This is a genomic window from Myceligenerans cantabricum (assembly GCF_054777735.1).
The window spans coordinates 70,666-88,741 of record NZ_BAAHAJ010000011.1; the positions used below are offsets into that span (position 1 = coordinate 70,666).

Annotated in this window: 12 protein-coding genes; 10 read left to right on the plus strand and 2 right to left on the minus strand. The window is 68.8% G+C overall.

Annotation, left to right across the window (positions count from 1 at the left end; translation table 11 throughout):
- Positions 1–826 precede the first annotated feature (826 nt).
- On the minus strand, positions 827–2,170 hold the full coding sequence (locus tag ACYU96_RS14925; RefSeq protein ID WP_460755042.1) for a hypothetical protein: 1,344 nt from the start codon (positions 2,168–2,170) through the stop codon (positions 827–829).
- Positions 2,171–2,388: 218 nt separating this feature from the next.
- Between ACYU96_RS14925 and ACYU96_RS14930 the strand changes: the two genes are divergently transcribed.
- The 9 genes from ACYU96_RS14930 (at position 2,389) to fxlM (ending at position 13,949) form a co-directional block, all read left to right on the plus strand.
- Positions 2,389–3,624: an HAD family hydrolase gene (locus ACYU96_RS14930; protein WP_460755045.1), complete on the plus strand. Its 1,236-nt coding sequence runs from the start codon at positions 2,389–2,391 to the stop codon at positions 3,622–3,624.
- A complete protein-coding gene (locus tag ACYU96_RS14935; protein ID WP_460755048.1) occupies positions 3,621–3,944 on the plus strand; it encodes a hypothetical protein in 324 nt (107 codons plus the stop codon). Before ACYU96_RS14930 ends, ACYU96_RS14935 begins: the two co-directional genes overlap by 4 nt.
- A gap of 339 nt (positions 3,945–4,283) precedes the next feature.
- On the plus strand, positions 4,284–4,682 hold the full coding sequence (locus tag ACYU96_RS14940) for a hypothetical protein (protein WP_460755051.1): 399 nt from the start codon (positions 4,284–4,286) through the stop codon (positions 4,680–4,682).
- Between the two features lie 33 nt (positions 4,683–4,715).
- Positions 4,716–5,948: a cytochrome P450 gene (locus tag ACYU96_RS14945; RefSeq protein ID WP_460755054.1), complete on the plus strand. Its 1,233-nt coding sequence runs from the start codon at positions 4,716–4,718 to the stop codon at positions 5,946–5,948.
- 90 nt (positions 5,949–6,038) lie between these two features.
- Positions 6,039–7,313, plus strand: a complete 1,275-nt coding sequence (locus tag ACYU96_RS14950; RefSeq protein ID WP_460755057.1) for a cytochrome P450 family protein — start codon at positions 6,039–6,041, stop codon at positions 7,311–7,313.
- Between the two features lie 146 nt (positions 7,314–7,459).
- Positions 7,460–7,591, plus strand: coding sequence for a hypothetical protein (locus ACYU96_RS14955; protein WP_460755060.1), 132 nt, complete (start codon positions 7,460–7,462; stop codon positions 7,589–7,591).
- 88 nt (positions 7,592–7,679) lie between these two features.
- Positions 7,680–10,640 carry a lantibiotic dehydratase gene (locus ACYU96_RS14960; RefSeq protein WP_460755063.1) on the plus strand — a complete coding sequence of 987 codons (2,961 nt, stop codon included), beginning with the start codon at positions 7,680–7,682 and terminating at the stop codon, positions 10,638–10,640.
- Positions 10,637–11,893, plus strand: a complete 1,257-nt coding sequence (locus tag ACYU96_RS14965) for a lanthionine synthetase C family protein (protein ID WP_460755065.1) — start codon at positions 10,637–10,639, stop codon at positions 11,891–11,893. The genes ACYU96_RS14960 and ACYU96_RS14965 overlap by 4 nt, the downstream gene beginning before the upstream one ends.
- Positions 11,894–11,915: 22 nt before the next feature.
- A complete protein-coding gene (fxlM, locus tag ACYU96_RS14970) occupies positions 11,916–13,949 on the plus strand; it encodes a methyltransferase, FxLD system (protein WP_460755067.1) in 2,034 nt (677 codons plus the stop codon).
- Positions 13,950–14,071: 122 nt separating this feature from the next.
- Here fxlM and mobF read toward each other — a convergent pair whose 3' ends face one another.
- On the minus strand, positions 14,072–17,518 hold the full coding sequence (gene mobF, locus ACYU96_RS14975; RefSeq protein ID WP_460755070.1) for a MobF family relaxase: 3,447 nt from the start codon (positions 17,516–17,518) through the stop codon (positions 14,072–14,074).
- A 238-nt stretch (positions 17,519–17,756) separates the two neighbouring features.
- Between mobF and ACYU96_RS14980 the strand changes: the two genes are divergently transcribed.
- On the plus strand, positions 17,757–18,038 hold the full coding sequence (locus ACYU96_RS14980) for a hypothetical protein (protein ID WP_460755072.1): 282 nt from the start codon (positions 17,757–17,759) through the stop codon (positions 18,036–18,038).
- The last annotated feature ends 38 nt before the right edge of the window (positions 18,039–18,076 follow it).

Sequence of the window (18,076 nt, forward strand, 5' to 3'; positions counted from 1 at the left end):
CGTCTGTGGATACTTGCGGCCGGCGGGCCTGTCTACAGCAAGGAAACGAGCTCTTACCAGTGCCATAAGCCAATACTGCATTGACCACGAACTAGTACTCGGAGGACTGTTTTACGAGAATCGCGCGTCGCCTGACGTAGCTTTTCTCGGTCTCCTTCAAGCACTCGATTCACACCGTTCATACGGAGTCATCGTACCGGCGGCAACACACTTGGGGCCGAAGGGTGTAGCGCTCAACCGTCGGCGAATGATCGACGCCGCCGGGGCGCAACTCCTGCTCATGACTGGAAGGCGGCAGTTTCAAGCGACCGACCACGTCCGCAACCAAACCCATGCCCTCGGAGAATGATCACGGTTCCCCAGGTGTCGAGAAGACATAGACAAATCGGGCCCGGTTGACCGTCGCGCGGTCGCAGAGGGCATCTGGGCTAGCTGTCCCCGCGTTGGATCGGGGCGCGACGGACAACAGTCGTCAGGTCGCATAGGACGTGACGTTGCCAGGAGGTGCCGGGACATCGATCACTCTTCCAGTCGCTCCACCGAGCGTCAGCCAGACCAGGGTGACGGCCGATGGCCACCATGCGGCAGTGAAGCTCCAGCCATCCGCAAGCTCTCGAACTTCGATCGACCGGAGCACGACATGCTGACTCTCCTACACGGTCCCACTACAGGAGGCCCGACCCTGGTCAAGGCCGCACTCGCGATCTGGGCGCGCCGCCTCGAAGAGGAAGCTTTGGGCTCGTGCGAACTGTGGGGCCGGGGCGAGCGCAATATCAACTCGCGCTGGCGGCGCACTGGAAGCGGTCGTCTTTGCGCGGATGAGCCTCTAGGCAGCGGTGAGATCGCGGACGCGTTCGGCGTAGTCGGCTACGAGCCGATGCCCGCCGAATGTCTGCATACGGCGGTGGATGTCCAGGGCTGCTTCGACGGCGCGGGAGGACTTGACCTGCCGGGCGAGGCCGATCGTTCGTATGCCGGCGGCGTGTGCGGCGTCGAGGTCGCCGCGCTGCAGGTGGGAAACAGCGACGACGGCCTGGGAGAGCGAGCCGCGTCGTGCCCGCTTCTGGGCTCTGGCGTGTTGCATCGAGGTGCGTGCGTGCTCGGCTGCGGCTGCGGGATCGCCGAGGTCGCGGAAGGTGTGGCCGTACTCGCCGTGGAGGTAGGCGGGGTCGATGAATTCGGCCCAGGCGGGTTCTTGGTCGATGTTGACGCTGGCATGGGCGTTCTCGGACTGGACCACGGCGCGGGCGGCCGCGGTCTTGTCTCCGAGGTGGGCCAGGGCTCGTGCTTCGAGGCACCACAGGTCGGCGAGGCAGGCGGCCGAGTCGCCGCGGCTCAGGCCAAGGCGGCCGGCCTGAGCCAGGCGGCGTCCCTCAGCTGGATCTCCCAGCAGGGTGGCCTGGTCGGCCATTCCGGCCAGGACGTGCGCGCCCAGGGCGGTGTTGCCGGATTCCTGGGCCAGGCGCAAGGATTGGATCAAGTAGCGCTGCGCGATCCCATGCAAGCCGTCGTCGTAAGCCATCCAACCCAGGAGATACGTCTGTTCCGCGGCGGCCTCGCACAGCGCTGCGCGCACGTTCTCGGAGTGGGTGCGGCGCAGCAACGGGTATACATGATTGTTCATGTACTGAGCCAGGACGAGACGTCCGGACCCGCCGCCCTGCAAAACGTCGACGCGCTGGAACTCGCTGAACATGTTCTTCACGGCGGTCACGTCTTCCAGCCGGACGCGGGGGCCGGGTGCGGGCTGGGTGTCCAGGACGTTCATCAGCCAGTCTCGCGAGGGTCCGACGGTGGCGAGGACCGCGAACGGGGCGCCGGTCAACAGGGTGCGTCTGTCCACGTCTGCCTTTCCCAGGTCCGAGACGATGTCAACGGTCGTGCTATAGGACGGGTCGTAGCGCAGCGCCTTTTCCACGCTCTCGCTGGGGCCAAACCCAAGGTCTTCGGTGCCGACCCGGTAACCGGCCGCGTCGGAGAAGACCGCAGCGAGGATGTCGGGCACTGGAGGGCGGGGCTGCTGGCCCTCGAGCCAGAACCGTATACGTGTCGCGTCAGGGGCGATCTGTGTCTGGCCCCACTCGATGGCCTTGGCCCGGATGCGGCGCGCGAGTTCTTTGCGGCTCATTCCGGACCGTTCGAGCCATCCGGCGAACAGGTTGTTCGTCATGCTCAGCCTCTCTGCGACTCCGGGGCGCGCGAAAGCGACACCCTTCGACACCTCCCCGACCATACCGGTCACACCCCAATACCCGGTTCGCTGGATGCGGGACGTCGCAGATGCGTGACGCGGCGACCTCACCGGGCATGTCGCGGCAGTGACCACACCGCCACGGTCCGACATTCCGACCACACACCGAGATCGCGCATCACGACCAGGGAGGCGCCATGACGACACCCAAGCCAGTGGCACTGGCCTACCTGGGCGGACGCACTCAGCAGCACCGTTGCCGGCAGCACGCGCTGGTGGCCGAGTACGCGCGCGAAGAGGGCTACACGCTGGCTGATGACCTCATCGACGTGCGGGATCGCACGACGATCAGCGAACTGGCCACCTCCGCACTCCTGCAAGGCGCCTCAGCCGTGATCGTGCCCAGCGGGACCCGTATGGCCGGCGTCAGAGTTCGCCTCACTCAGGAGCTGGAGCCACACGGAATCAAGTGCCTCGTGATCGACGCCCCCAATGCCACCACGTCGGTGGCGACCACACGACTAGCCCGTGCACTGCCGCGAGGGCGCTCGGGTGCAGACATCGGACGGAACATCATGAACCACACCCAAGCCCACCTCCAGGGCGAAGTCAGCCAGTGGCTGGTCGGGCTCGACATCGACGGCACTATCACGACCGAGGGCTCGGTACACGTCCCAGTGCGGACCAGGAACGCAGTGGCCGCGGTGCGCGCTGCGGGCGGCGATGTCGCGCTCGCGTCGGGCCGGTCACTGGCCGGCATCCTCCCGGTGGCAGCCGCGTTGGGTCTGACTGAGGCCTGGGTGGTGGCGTCCAACGGCGCGGTGACTGCTCGTCTGACTCCGGGAATGCCGGGAGGGTATGAGGTCGTCACCGCCGACATGCTCGAGGCCGGTCCGGTCATCGGACTGGCTCTTCAGCATCTGCCCGGCGTCTGGATCGCTGTCGAGGATGTCGGCACCGGCTACTGGGTCTCGACAAGGTTCCCCGCAGGCACGATCAACGGTCGACAGACACAGCGGCCGATCACCGGCCTGATGAACACCGACACACCCCGACTGATCCTGCGGGCACCCGGCGTCGTCGACGTCCTGCTGGAGCGGGTGCGCGACCTGGGCGTGACGGCGCACGCGGGCACCGATTCGATCGACGTCACTCCGCCACTCTCGTCGAAAGGCACGGCTCTGGAGCTGGTCCGCGAGCGGCTGGGCGTTGCCAGGTCGCGGGTCGTGGCGGTCGGTGACGGCGCGAACGACCTCGACATGTTCGGCTGGGCCCGCGGCGGTGGCGGGAGAGCGGTGGCGATGGGCCATGCCAGCGAGGCTGTCCAGGAAGCCGCGGGTGAGGTGACCGGCGACCTGGCCGACGAGGGCGTGGTCGCGGTGCTGTACTCGCTGCTGGGGGCCGAACGAGGCGTGTTGGAGGTCGTCCGATGACCGAGTTCAACGCGGCGATCGGCGAAGCAGTCAAGGCGTGGGGTGTCCCGGGCCGGCAGCTGGTCATCCGCGTCACCTGTGCTCCGGATGCCCGCTCGACCCTGGCGACCTGTCAGTTCTGGTCGACCACACCACAGGGCGACTTCGAGCACCGCGCCGACATCCAGGTCAGCGGCACCGAGACCCGCCTGGAGGTCGCCCGCGCGCTGGTGGCGGCCGCTCACGGCTACCCGCTGACCAGCTCCGGCGAGCCGAGATGGCGCGTGGACGCCAACGGCACCACCACCTACATCCTCGACGTCCACCGGGGGAATCAATGACCCGCCACCACAAGGAGCGTCAGATGGCGCGCGTCGCCGGACAACGACCGCTCACGCTCACACCGCCCGTCGCGGCCATCACCGTACGGCTGACCAGACCGATCAGCTCGCGTATACGCCACCGGATCGCCCCGGATGAGGCAAGGAGCAGTGCATGAACGCACCAACCGGCACCACGGCGCTGGCCACCCGGCGGCGGCTGAGTGCATGGGGTCACGCTCGCTGGGAGCCGCTGTCTCTCCCGGAGGATCCGAGGGCCTGGTTCGAGCTGCCGTTGAACGTTCCCGCGGCTGGGCACGGCGAGGCCGCCTATGGCTTGGGGGTGGCGCGTTCATGCGTATGAGCAGGAGCACTGCGCGCACGGTCGGGGACCTGCACCGGCTACTGCGCGTCGCGGTGACCGGCCTCCCACCCGATGCCGCACCGAGGATTCGGGTGCGCCACGACCAGCGGGGGCAGGTGGACGCCTGCGAGCTGTGGGGAGTCGTGGGGCGCAATCCGAACCACCGCTGGCTGTGCGGTCTCACGGTGGGGATCGGGCTGTCGATGCAGTTGGTTGCGAATGCCGCCGAGAACGCCCGGCTCACCTACCCGATAGGCGACCCCCAGAGGCGTGGGCACTGGCGTCAAATCCAGCCCCTCCTGGACGGGAACCTCACAGCGTCGTGGTTCGACCTGGAGCTTGTCCTCCCAGACGTGCCGTCGAGCCGTGACAACCCGGCCCTGCAGTACCAGTGACCGAAGACCGCTACAGCAACGGAAGGCGACCCCATGACCACTTCTTCCACCCCCATCGTGCTCGACCCTGCCGGTCAGGATCTGCACGGCGAGATCGAGCGCGTCCGTGCAGCCGGCCCAGCAGCCCGCGTCGAACTGGCCGACGGGCTGCAGGCGCGGATGATCACCGACTACCACGCCATCGTCGCCGCGCTGAGGAACAACGACGTCTCCAAGGACGCACACCGGTACTGGGGCGACCTGGCCGCGGGGAAGGTGCCCCAGGACTCGCCGTTGCGGCCCTGGACGATGGACTCGTCGTTCTTCACCAAGGGTGGGAAGGCACACCGACGCGAGCGCGCGCTAGTGTCCGGCACATTCACCCGGTCCCGCGTGAGCGAACTGGAGCCGATGATCCACGACATCGTCAAGGAAACGCTCCAGGAGATGACCGCACACGCCGAAAAGCCTGCTGTCGTGGATCTGCGGGAGCAGTTCTGCTTCCCCGTGCCGATCAAGACGATCGGCGCCCTGATTGGCCTGGACGACGACCTGCTCCCAGCCGTGCGGGCAGGTGCCGACGCGCTGTTCGACGCGACGGTCAGCAAGGAGGAGTTCTTCGAGCGGTTCGGCAATCTGGAACTCGCGATCGCCGAGCTCGTCGACCGCAAGATGCACAACCCCGGCGGGCAGGACCTGACCAGCGCCCTGCTACGGACCACCTACCCTGACGGCAGCAGCTACCCCCGTGATGACCTGCGAGCCACAATCCGGGTCATCGTCGTCGCTGGCTACGAGACCACGGTCAATCTGATCGACATGTGCGTCTTCGCCCTGCTCACCCACCCAGAACACCTCCAGGCCGTACGCGAGGGACGGATCACCTGGGCGGATGTGATCGACGAAACCCTGCGCTGGGGGAGCCCAGCCGCCAACCTACCCCTGCGCTATGCGGCTGCAGGCATCGACATCGACGGCGACACGATCGAACCCCACGAGGCCATCCTCATCTCCTACGCAGGCGCCGGCCGCGACCCCAAGATCCATGAGCGTCCCGAGGTGTTCGACCCGACCCGCAGCGATAAGCAGCATCTCGGATTCGGGCACGGGGCGCACTACTGCCTCGGCGCGAACCTCGCCATCACCGAGACCGAGATCGCCCTGGCAGCCCTGTTCAAGGCCTACCCCGACATGAAGCTAGCCGAGCCCGCGGAAACGATCCCGGCGAACCTCGGCTACATCACCAACGGCCACGCCCGCCTCCTGGTGCACCTGGCAGGCCGGTAGACGCGCACCCCCCACCCCCCGTCCGGTCCTGCCTTTGTCTCTTCCGGGGGCAGGGCCGGACGGGGCCTCCGTGAAGAAGAGAAGGACCCCGTGTTTGCTACCGCCTCGACCAGTCCTCGGCTGGACGACCTGACTCACCTGACGCCCCTGGCCGCCGCCACCGCCGCACGCGACCCCCAGCCGATATACGCCGCGCTGGAGCGCGAGTGGGGCCCGGTGGTTCCGGTCGAACTCGAGCAGGGCGTTCCGGCGTGGCTGGTCCTGAAGTACGACGAAATCGTGAGCGTCTTGAAGGACCAGGTCACCTTTTCCCGCGACGTCACCTACTGGCGAGCCTTCTGGGACGGTCGCGTCAAGCCGGGATCCGGCCTGCACGCGTTCTTCGCGCCCAAGAAGAACGCGTACTTCAGCGACGGCGAGACCCACCACCGCTACCGGCGCGCTGTCGAGGATGCGTTCGACCGCGTCAACGAACGTCGCCTGGCTCGCGCCGTACGGCAGGTGTGTGACCACATGCTCAACCAAATCTGCGCTGACGGGGAGGCAGACCTTGTCGCCTCCTATACAGGCGTCGTGCCGTCGTTGGCGGTGGCAGCGATGTATGGGCTGGGGATGGACGAGGCGACCACGATGCTCCGCCTCGCGCACGACATTTTCTCCGGTACCGAGCGTGCCGCGCCTGCGTTCGTTGCGATGAACACCATGCTGGCCGACCTAATCGACGACCGCCGTCACCACTCCGGCCCGGATCTCCTGTCCTCCCTCGTGCACCACGACGCGAAACTCACGCAGGAAGAGCTGATCGACACCGCGCAGATGATCCAGTCTGCGGGCAACGAGATGGCCGTCGCGTGGGCCACGGCCGCGATCGTGCATCTGGTGACGGACGGGGACTTCGCTGGTCGGGTGACCGGTGGCCGGCTCATGGTCGACGAGGCCCTCAATACCGTCCTGATCCACCAGTCGCCCACCCAGCACACCCCCGCACGGTTCGCCACCGCCGACGCCGAACTGGCCGGACGCTTCATCAAGCAGGGCGACGCCGTCGTAACTGCCGTCGCCGAGGCCAGCGCGGCCAAGCACCGCGACGCTGACCCACTGGAGACCTCCGGCAGCCAGGCCCATCTGGCGTTCGGGACCGGACCTCACCGCTGCCCAGCCGCCCGCCTGTCCCACATCATCATCAAGACCGCCGTCACCCGCGTCATGGAACGACTGCCCGGCCTCAAGCTGGCCGTGCCCGCCAGCGACCTCGAGCGCGCCCGCACCCTGTGGTCCCGCTACGCCCCGAACCTGCCGGTCACGTTCACACCCACCCAGCCGTACGTACCCGCCAACCGGCCCGAGGGGATCTTCCACCTTTGATCCTTCCCGTTCGCGTCGCCTATGGCGTCTCGCGGAACGGGCAACGACTCCGTCGCATCCTGCGGCGGGCTGGACCGGAGGCTTCGCGATTGCCCCCGGGCCAGCGTGCAACACCACCTGAGAAACCCGAGAAACAGGAGGAACTGATGAGCAGCACGAACACCCGTGAGGGCGACCTGAACCTGAACGTGCGGATCGTGACCCGTGGTTCGGTGAACGCCGCTCTGCTGGGCGACACCGACGACGGCTGCGACACGCTCAAGAACGGCGACTGCTGACCGTAGCCAGTCCCTGGGTGCGGCCCCGTCATCGGGGCCGCACCCAGGCTCTGGACCTGACTTCGCAGCGAAAGGGGGGCGAACCACGATGGGATCCTGGGTGCCGGACATGCATTCTGGGGTGCTGCGCGCCAGCGCTCACCTCATCAACCGTGCCGACCTGGCCGAATGGCCCGGTAACGACGCCGGCTATGGGTCTTGGCGGGACTGGATCGCGGTGGCCTGGAAACAGTCAGAGATCAACACCGCGGTCAGGCTCGCCAGCCCGTCTCTGGCCGACCGGATCGAGGGTCTGCTGGCGGGTCAGGCATGCTCTCGGCGGGCTGCCCGCCGTGCCGCGACGTCCCTTGCCGGATACCTCCTGCGAGCTCATGGACGTGCCACTCCTTTCGGCCTCTTCGCCGGTACCACCACGGTCATGTTCGCCGCCGACGCGGCCTGGTCCTGGAACCCCGTTCACCCGGCACGCCTGCGTCCCGATGCTCGCTGGCTCTCCCACATCGTCCACCGGCTCGAGGCCGATCCCGGTGTCCTGCACCGCACTCGTGTCCAGGCCAGCAATCTCCTGATCGTCCGTGCCGGTGACATCGTGGTGTCCTGGCAGCCTCACCTGTCTGCACCGCCCGTGGACGGCCAGGAGGCAGACATCCATTTCCAGCGTCTGGACATCGTCGAGCGCATCCTGCACCTGGCGGCCGCTCCGATCCAGGTCGAGGACCTCACAACTCAGGTTGCCGCCAGCCAAACCGGCTGCACGCCGGAGACCGTTGGGCGGCTGGTCGCGCAACTGGTTGAGGTCGGTGCCCTGATCACCGCCTTGCGACCACCCGGTACTGTGACCGACCCGCTCGCCCACATCATGGATCACCTGACCCGGGCTGGCGCTGCACAGACGAGGACCGGGCGAGACCTGGATCGTGTACAGGCTCATCTGTCTGGACCGCTCACTGGCACGCTCGAGGATGCGGCTCGTGCCGCTGCCGCTGCAGAGGTAACGATGCGGGAACTCGCTCCGACGGCGCAGATCACGCCGGTCGGGGTCGATGTCCAGATCGGTGCGCAGGCGGTCCTCCCGGCTGCCGTCGCCGCGGAAGCAGCCGCCGCGGCCGAAGCGCTGGCGAGCGTCGCGCCGCCTGCCCACGCGGGATGGGACGCCTGGCGTGCTCAGTTCCTCGACCGGTACGGGCCAGCCACACCGATACCAGTGACCCGCGCGATCGATCCGGTCACGGGACTTGGACTCCCAGACCATTTCACCGCTCCGAGCACCTCGGTCGTGTCGCAGCGAGACGAGACGCTGCTGGCGCTGGCTGGGCAGGCCCTGCTGGACCGACAGCCCACGATCGAACTCGACACCGCGACGCGAGACACATTCAGGGCACGAGCCGGCGGGGAGGTGTCCGACGGCCTGAGCGCCGACCTGTGGGCCGATGTGCGATCACGGTCGCTACAAGCGCTGCAGGCAGGACAGTTCCAGCTCGGCGTGACCGGGTTCGGCCGCCGGACGGCGGCAGCCGGCCGCTTCGCAGACCTGCTCGACATCCAGCCCCACACGACGCCGACGCAGGACACGGAGGGCAACGACGAGAGCGGGCCGCTGATAGCGCAGCTGTCCTTCCCCTCCCGGGACCTGCGGACCGAGAACGTGCTGCGGGTGCCCCGGCTGTACGACCACGTGATCGCCCTCGGCGAGCACCGGCCACCCGACCGGCACGTTCTGGAGCTGGAAGACCTGGCCGTCATGGCAGACACGTCCGGCCAGCTCCACCTGGTCTCCTTGCGCCACCAGCGCCGGGTCGAGGCTCACATCCCGCATGCCGGCGCTCGGCACACCATGCCACCACTCGCGCGATTCGTCTTCGAGATCTCCCGGCTAGTCGGCCCTGCGATCACCGGGTTCGACTGGGGAGCCGCCACTGCGCTGACTCACCTGCCCCGCGTCACCTCCGGTCGTTCGATCCTGACTCCCGCGCGATGGCGGCTGCGCCTGCAGGGCGGTCTCGACGCCGTGGACGCGGCCCGTGACCGGTACAGACTGCCCCGGCATGTGGATGCCGGGAACGGCGACCAGTGCCTGCGGCTGGACCTGGACGCCGCCATGGACCGTGCACTGCTGCACGCCCGAGCGGTATCGGCCGGGGGCACGGTGCTGGTGCGCGAGGCGCCCGCGCCGGACGACTACGGCTGGTGCGACGGCCGCGCCCACGAAATCGTCGTCGCGGTGACCGCCCGCGGGCGCGCCCGGACCACACCTCCGGTCACGTCTGCAGGTCCACAAGCCGCCGACGTGCCGCGGGACGTGGTGTTCGCGCACCTGGCCGCGCCGCCCGAGATGCACGAGGAGATCCTCACGGGCCACCTCGCCGCACTGGTGGAGTCATGGCCGGCGGGCTCGTGGTGGTTCACGCGCGCACGCGACCGGTTGCGGCTTCGCGTGCACGACGCAGATCCTTCTGCCGTCGCAGGCCAGATCGTCGCCTGGAGCGGCCACCTGCGCGACCAGGGACTAGCACGAGCGGTCACCCTGGAGGAGTACCTTCCCGAGACCGGCCGCTACGGGACAGGCACCGCACTGGCCGCGGCCGAGGCGTTGTTCGCCGCCGACTCCCAGGTCGCGCTCGTGCTCCTGGAGCAGCTGCACACCAATCCCGGCATCCACCGCCGAGCGATGCTGGCTGTCAGCCTGGCTGACCTCGCCGCCGCATTGACCGGCGGGCGCGACGCCGGGATGCGGTGGCTGATCGAGCATCCAGGCCTGGCCGAGACCTCGCAGGCCCCCGAGCGGGCCACACGGTCCCAGGCCTTCGCACTGGCAAGTTCCACGTCGGACGACCGGCTCGCTGCCGCCTGGCATCAGCGCACAGCAGCGGCCCGTGCCTATATCGGGCAGTTGCATGCCCGCGACGTCCAGCTGGCGCCGGTGATCGGGTCCTTGCTGCACATGCACCATGTGCGCGTCGCGGGAATCGACCCGCAGGAATCGATCACCCACAAGCTGGCCCGCGCTATCGCGCTGAGGCACGCCGCAACCCAGGAGGCCGCCGGATGACGCTCCCGAACGACCCGGACCTCAAGACCCGGGCAGCCGAGCATGCGGCCCACATCATCACCGACCTGACCCGGCCGGTCCGGGTCGATACCGGCACCGATCACGGCCCGGCCAGCCCGCGCTGGCGAGACCAGTCCCTGTCCCAGGGCGCCGCCGGCGTCGCACTCGTGCACGGCATCCTCGCACGCGAGACCCGCGGTCCCGACGACGTCGCTATCGACTGGCTCAGGCAAGCCGTACGTGAGGAGCTGGCCGCCGGCCCGGGCGCAGGCCTGTGGTTCGGTGCTCCCGCCGTCGCGTTCGCCACTCGCTTCATTGGCACCACACAGCTAGCGGCCGTGTTGGACGACGCGGCCGTGGACGTGACCCGCCGCAAGATCGAAGCCGCCCACCGGCGCATGGACACCGTCCGCCGCCCTGTGCAGTTCGAGTTCGACATCACCCGCGGCCTGGCCGGGATGGGCGCCTACCTGCTGACCGCGCCACACCACCGGGGGCTGCTGCAACAGGTGCTGGAGTGTCTGGTGCGGCTGACCGAACCGGTCGACGCCGCCGACGCGGGCGGACGCGACGTCCCGGGCTGGTGGGTCACCGATCAGCCACGCACCCCTACCCGCGACCGGTTCACCCACGGGCACGCCGGTCTCGGCATGGCACACGGCATCACCGGAGTCCTCGCGCTGCTGGCCACATGCCTGCGCCGCGGCATCCACGTGGACGCACAAGTCGACGCGATCATCCAGATCCGGGACTGGATCGAAACCTGGCGGCAGCCCGGCACCGCCGGACCATGGTGGCCCGAACGGATCACCCTCGCCGAACTTGACACCGGCATCCTCGTGCAGACCGAGCCGCGTCGTCCGTCATGGTGCTACGGCACACCCGGCATCACCCGCGCCCTGCAGATCGCCGCCATCGCGCTGGGCGACACACGCCGCCAGCGCGCCGCCGAGACCGCGCTCGCCCGCTGCGTCACCGACCAAACCCAGCTTGCCCGCCTGACCGACACCAGCCTGTGCCACGGCTGGGCCGGCCTGGTCACCACCGTCCAACGCGCCAGCGCCGACACGATCACACCAGACCTTGCCTCGACGCTTCCATCCCTGACCAGCAGCCTCATCCACCACACCCAATCCCTCAAGGCCCGCAGCACGCCTGGACTCATCAACGGCGCCGCCGGAGCAGGCCTGGTCCTGCACGAGATCGCGACCACCGAACACCCCGACTGGGCGACCTGCCTCCTGATCGATTGAGCCGAAACAAAGGAACCGCGCCGTGACCAACGAACCCGCCTGGCACCAGCTCAACCTCACCTTCGAGACACCCGCCGCCGCCGAACGGTGGGCAACCCAGCACGCCCGCGACATCCTCGCGGCCGCCCAGACGAACGACACGATCGACTCGTGGTGGTACATCCGCAAGCACCCCGACTGGCGCATGCGGATCCACACCCCCACCACGTACCTGCCCGACGAACTCACCAGCGCGCTGACCACTCACGCCGCCGTACGGGAACACGCGGCCGTGATCTACGAGCCCGAGACCTACCGCTTCGGCGGCCCGGCCGCCATGGACGCCGCCCACCACCTGTTCGCCACCGACAGCGGCCACATCATCAACCACCTCGCCGACCACCCGAGCAGGGATGAATCCCGACCCGAACTGGCCGTGCGACTCATCACCCGCATGATGGACGCCGCCGGACTCGAACTGTTCGAACAAGGCGACGTATGGCAGGCCGTCGCCGAACGCCGCGAGACCGACACCACCCCCGACCCCACACCAGCCACCGTCAGCGCACTACAGACACTCATCACCGCGGCCGGCGACGCCCCCGACAGCCCGCTGACACGTAAGGCCTCGTGGGCAGACAGCTTCGAGGAAGCTGGCCGCCGACTGGCCCGCCTGGCCGCGACCGGGCACCTCACCCGCGGACTGCGCGCCATCCTCGCCGACCACGCGCTGTTCACCTTCAACCGATTCGCCATCCCCGCCAGCACCCAGGCAGTCCTGGCCGCTGCCGCCAGGACCTTCATCTTCCACCACACGCACACGACAACCGAACCGAGAACAGACAGGATGACCGGCATGCCCGACGTCTCACCCACCACCACCGACCCGGCCAGTCTGCGCGAAGCGCTCGTAGCCAAGATCGACAGCCTCGGCATCTTCCACTCCCCGGCCGTCCGCGACGCCTTCAGCACCGTGCCCCGCCACGTCTTCCTGCCCGAGGTCGACATCTGCGAGGCCTACGTGCCCCGCCAGGTCGTGACCAAGCGTGCCCCCGATGGCACTGCCACCTCCTCGGCTTCCAGCCCGAGCATCGTGGCGATCATGCTCGAACAGCTCGCCGTCCAGCCCGGACACGACATCCTGGAGATCGGAGCTGCCACCGGTATCAACGCCGCCCTGCTGTCCGAACTCGCTGGCGAGGCTGGGCACGTGACGACCATCGAGCTCGACCAGGACCTGGCCGACGGCGCCCGCGCCCACCTGACCACAGCGGGATACGAACGCGTCGAGGTCATCTGCGGTGACGGCGCCCTCGGCGCACCGGCCACGGCCCCCTACGACCGGATCATCGTCACCGCCGGGGCATGGGACATCCCCGAGGCGTGGTGGCAGCAACTCAAGGTCAGCGGACGACTCGTGATCCCCTTGAGCTTGCACGGCAGCGGACTGACCCGCTCACTGGCCTTCGAACGCACCGGCGAGAACACCATGGTCGCCACGAATGCCGCCACCTGTGGATTCGTCCCCATGCGCGGCAGTATCGAAGCTGGCGCCGGACACATCCGCCTGGCAGACGAGATCATCCTCAAGTGCGAGAACACCGACGACCAGCTCGAGACCAGGCTGGCCGCGCTGCTGGACCAGCCCGAGCGGCATACCTGGACCGGCCTGCACGTACGTCATGGTGAACCCGTGGCGAACCTTGACCTGTGGCTCGCCACCCACTGCAACGACAAGCAGTTGCGCTTCGGCAAACTCTCGGTCACCGAGACCGCCCGCCGCCTCCACCTGGCCGACCCGGCCCGCCGCTGGACCGGAGCTGCCCTCTACGCCGCAGACGGCACCGCGATCGCCTACCTGACCACCCGACCGGCAGGCGACGACAGCGATGAGATCGGCCTGGCAACACGCGGCCACGCACACATCACCGATGACCTTCAGGACCTCCTGAACACCTGGAACAAGACCCGGCCAGCGCACCCCACAGTCACGGCTACCCGCACTGACTCCGCACCCGCCCCCCGCAGCGGATGGCCGGTCCACCTCTCCTCCACCCGCTTCACCATTGACTGGTGAGAGCAGCACCCGGCTGAGCTGCGGAGCCCCGCCATCAGGGCTGGCCGCCGGATGCTGTCGCCAAGCGGGACGGACATCCACGCTTGCGGCCGCCACCAGCTTCCCGCGCGGGATACGACCGACTACAGCAGCATCTCCTGCACGCCGCTGTCGAGTTCGTCGCCGACGTCGTCTGCGGCGCGCGCGAACGCGGCCCGGCTGACGGCGGCCTGGGCGACATGGTGGTCGCGGCGCTGTCGGGACTGGTTCGGTGTGGTGCCGAGCGGTTCAGCACCGGTAACGCCGTAGGCGTCGCGGTAGGCGGCCACCGTCGCGACGGCACCCGCCCATGCTTCGCCGGCTGTCGGGTCGGCGGGCTGGGGTCCGAGGCGCCCGATCCAGTCGGCGTGGTCACGGATCGCGATCTCGGCCAGCGTGCGCGCGCGTTCCTCAATGAGCCGGGCGCATTCGTCCAGCGCGATGCGCGCGTCCGCGGGCATGTCCCCCACCGCGGGTGGGATGAGCCCGGCGATCAACGGGGCAGGGTGGCGGGCCGGGGTGCGGCGCGAGGTCGCGCGGGTCAGGCGGGTGTGGACGACGGCGCACACGTCGTCGGCGGTCAGCAGTTCACGCTGGCCGACGACCTGTGCGAGGAGCCGTTCGACGTCGTGCCCGGCGGCTTCCGTTCGACGCAGCTCGGTGCACAAGGACCAGAACGAGTCACGCCCGACGGCGCCATCGGTCTCCTCGAGCGTGAGCCGCCCGGACTCACGGAGGGTCCCGACGACGAGGCTCGTCCAGCGGTCGCGCTGGGCGAGCGTGGCGATGGTGTCGTACTCGTCGGCCAGGCGGGCGATGCCGGTCCAGTACTCGTGCTCGGCGTGCAGCGTCTGATGCGCCGAGAGCTCGGCGCCGGTGTGCTGGAGCACGCCGTACAGGACGGTGCGGGCGCTGTCGTGCTCGTCGACGGGCGGGGTGTGGTCCGGGCCGGGCTGGTCGAGCGCGACGTAGGCGTGGTTGGCGTCGCGGCCGCGGGTCATCGCGACGTACAGGTTCTCTCGTGTGGTGGTGCGGGTGACGAGCACGTGAGCGCTGTCGACGGTCAATCCCTGCGCCCGGTGGGCGGTCACGGCGTATCCGAGGTCGAGGTGCTCGGCGACGTAGTCGGCGGGCAGCACGACGGAGGCCGCCAGGTACTTGCCGGCACGGCGTACTTCGACCGACCCATCGTGTCGCACGTCGGTGATCTGCCAGCGGTCGCCGTTGCGCACGAACCCGCCGCGGATCGTGGTCAGGTCGCGATCGTTGCGGCGGGTGATGACGATGTCCCCCACCGAGGCGCGGTTCTCGTCGGCCAGCTGGACGTCGGGGCTCTGGCTGGTGCGGCCGGTCAGGATGCGTTCGGCGCGGGCGCGCTGGTTCAGTTCGCGGACGATGTCGGCCGCCTCGGCGACCAGCACGCTCGCCTTGCCATGCTCGGTGGCGTGCTTCCAGGTGGTGTAGGCGGCGTCGGTCATCTCGTTGGTGTCCCCCTGCTGGACGCGCCCTTCGGTGATGTAGGTGTCGATCACGTCGGGGTGGCCGTCGCGCAGGGCGAGGGAGGCGTGCTTCTCCCAGTCGTCGCGGAAGCGGTGCACCCCCGTGAGCGTCGGCGGGCCGTCCTTGTCCCCCTCGTTCCGGCAGGCGTCCACGAGCATGTCGAGTGCTCCCCCGGCGTCCACGGACTGGAGCTGGGCTGGGTCGCCGACCAGGAGGATCTTCGCACCGGCGTGCTCGGCCGCGGCGGTGATGCGGTCGAGCGTGCCGGTGCCTGCGAGGGACGCCTCGTCGAGGATCACGAGTTGCCCGGCCACGAAGTCGGCGTGCCCGTGCTGGTGGCTGGTCAGCCACCGGGCCACGGTGTCGCAGTCGATGCCGAGGTCGGCGGCCAGCACCTTAGCCGCCGCGGCCGACGGCGCAAGCCCCACGACGCTGCCGGGACCGTGCTGGTAGGTCCAGGCGGCAAGTAGGGCGCGCATTGCGGTGGTCTTCCCCGTTCCGGCCGGGCCGACCAGCATGTCGGTCATCCGTCCGGACATCGCGATGTGCGCGACGGCGTGCTTCTGCTCGCCGGACAGGTGATGGCCGCGGTAACGCCGCCGCAGTGCGGTGTGCAGGCCGACGTCGGTGGTGGTCGGCCCGGTCCGGAGTGCGGCACGGCGCAGGAGACGGTTCTCGGCCGCCATGACGAGGGCGCCCGAGTAGACGGCGTGGTGCTTGGGTCGCAGGGTGCTGGATCCGTCGCGGCGGGTCAGCATCCGCGGCGTCGAGGCGACCTCGTGCGGGGTCAGGCGCACGGAGCGGTCCTGCGCCTCGGCCACGATGCGACCGGTCAGGCGCTCACGGTCCTCGTGGGAGGCCAGGCGCAGTCCCATGGTCTGGCGGGAGGCTTCGGCCCACAGGTTCCAGTGCCGCCAGGTCGAGCGCTTCGCGGCGACGTTCGCGACCACGATGTCCGCGACCTGGGCGACCTGGTCCGCGGCGACGTCGTCGGCCACGAACGCCCCGGACAGACCGGCCGAGATCACCTGCTGTGCCCAGGTGGACGCCTCGCCCACGTGCTCGGCGGCGCGCTGGCGCCACTCGGAGGTCAGGTCCGCCAGCGAGCGCAGTTCTTTCTCGGGGCGGGTCTCGAGCGTGGCCTGTGAGCGCAGTCGCGTGATCGTGCGGGCGCTGGGGCGGCGTCCGTGCGTGGCTTGGTGTGCGGCGATGAGTTGGTCGGTGCGCACGTCGACGTCGCGTGATCGGGAGGAGAACTCGGAGACCAGTGTTTCGGGTACGCCCTTGATTTCCCAGGCCATGTTGCGGTTGCGGCCTCGATCGCGTTGTTCCCATTCGAGGCCGAAGGTGCCGGTGAGGCGGTCGGCGAGGACGGCGTTGTAGTGCTCGGAGATCCCGACGATCGCGTCGTGCAGGGCCCGGGAGTCCAGGGACCGCCACTGGCCATCGGTCAGGGTGCGGACCTTGTTGGAGACGACCACGTGGGTGTGCAGCTGAGGGTCGTGGGCTCGGGAGTCCCAGTGGTCGTAGGCGGCAGCCGCCACTCCGACGACCTCGGCCTGGACGGTGCCGTTGTGGCCCATGCGGGTAGCGGCGACCTCACGCTCGATGAACCCGACCGTCTCGCTGATGGCCGCGTGATGCGCCGCGACGATCATCGCCTGCGCCTGCCGGTCGGCCAGCCCCCACAGCACCGAGACCGACTTCGGAACCGAGAACGTCAAGTCGAAGCCCGCGGTGACCTTGCCGCGCGGCGCGATCTCGGCCATTTCCGGGAACGAGAGCCCCAGCGGCTGCGCCGTGACGGGATCCAGGCCCGCGCCGATCAGACGCTTGAGTTGCGTCGCGGTCACCGTGTCCCCCTGACCGACCGTGCCCGACCCGAACTCCGCGATCCCCGCGCCCAGCCACCGGCCCGGCGGTGTGCCGGCCTCCGCGTAGTACCGCAGCACCGCCTCCTCGTGGGCTCCCTCTCCATCCCCGCGCACCACCGACCGCAACAGGTACGCATACCCGTCCCCGGCCGAGATCGACTGAATCGACACCGTCATGCCGGACAGGTGTCCAGGCAGCGCCTGACAACAAGCAAACCTGCAGCAGTTCGACAATCATCCGCTACATGAGACGACCAAGACGCTCTAACAGCCATTGATGCCAGAGGTGTGAACGCTCGAAACAGTCAGCCTCGGAGGGGCGGTGGCGCCGACCAAGGCGGACATCTCGGGCGCCGTATGAGCGTGACCGAGAGCCGCTACGATGAGAACAGTTGTTCGAATGAGGGTGAGCATCATGCAGAGAGAGTCAGCGGTCAGGCGTCGTGAAGTTCTGGACCAGGTGCCGATGCGGGACCGGGCCGACGACGCTCCCCTTGAGGCGCGCGATGGTCAGCAGAGCACGACGGCGTCGTCCCCCATCCCGGTGCGGGTCTGGCTGAAGAATCCCCGGGGAGGGTTCCAGGCTGACGGTGAGGCGCTGTCCTGGACGAGCACTCAGGTCCGCGTCCGGTACATCGATATCCATGGTCGTGAGGGCTGGGCATGGGTGTGGGCGTCGGCGGTCACGCGGCGATGAGGGACGGAAGTTCTCGTGGCGCACGAGAAGGCCGGGGC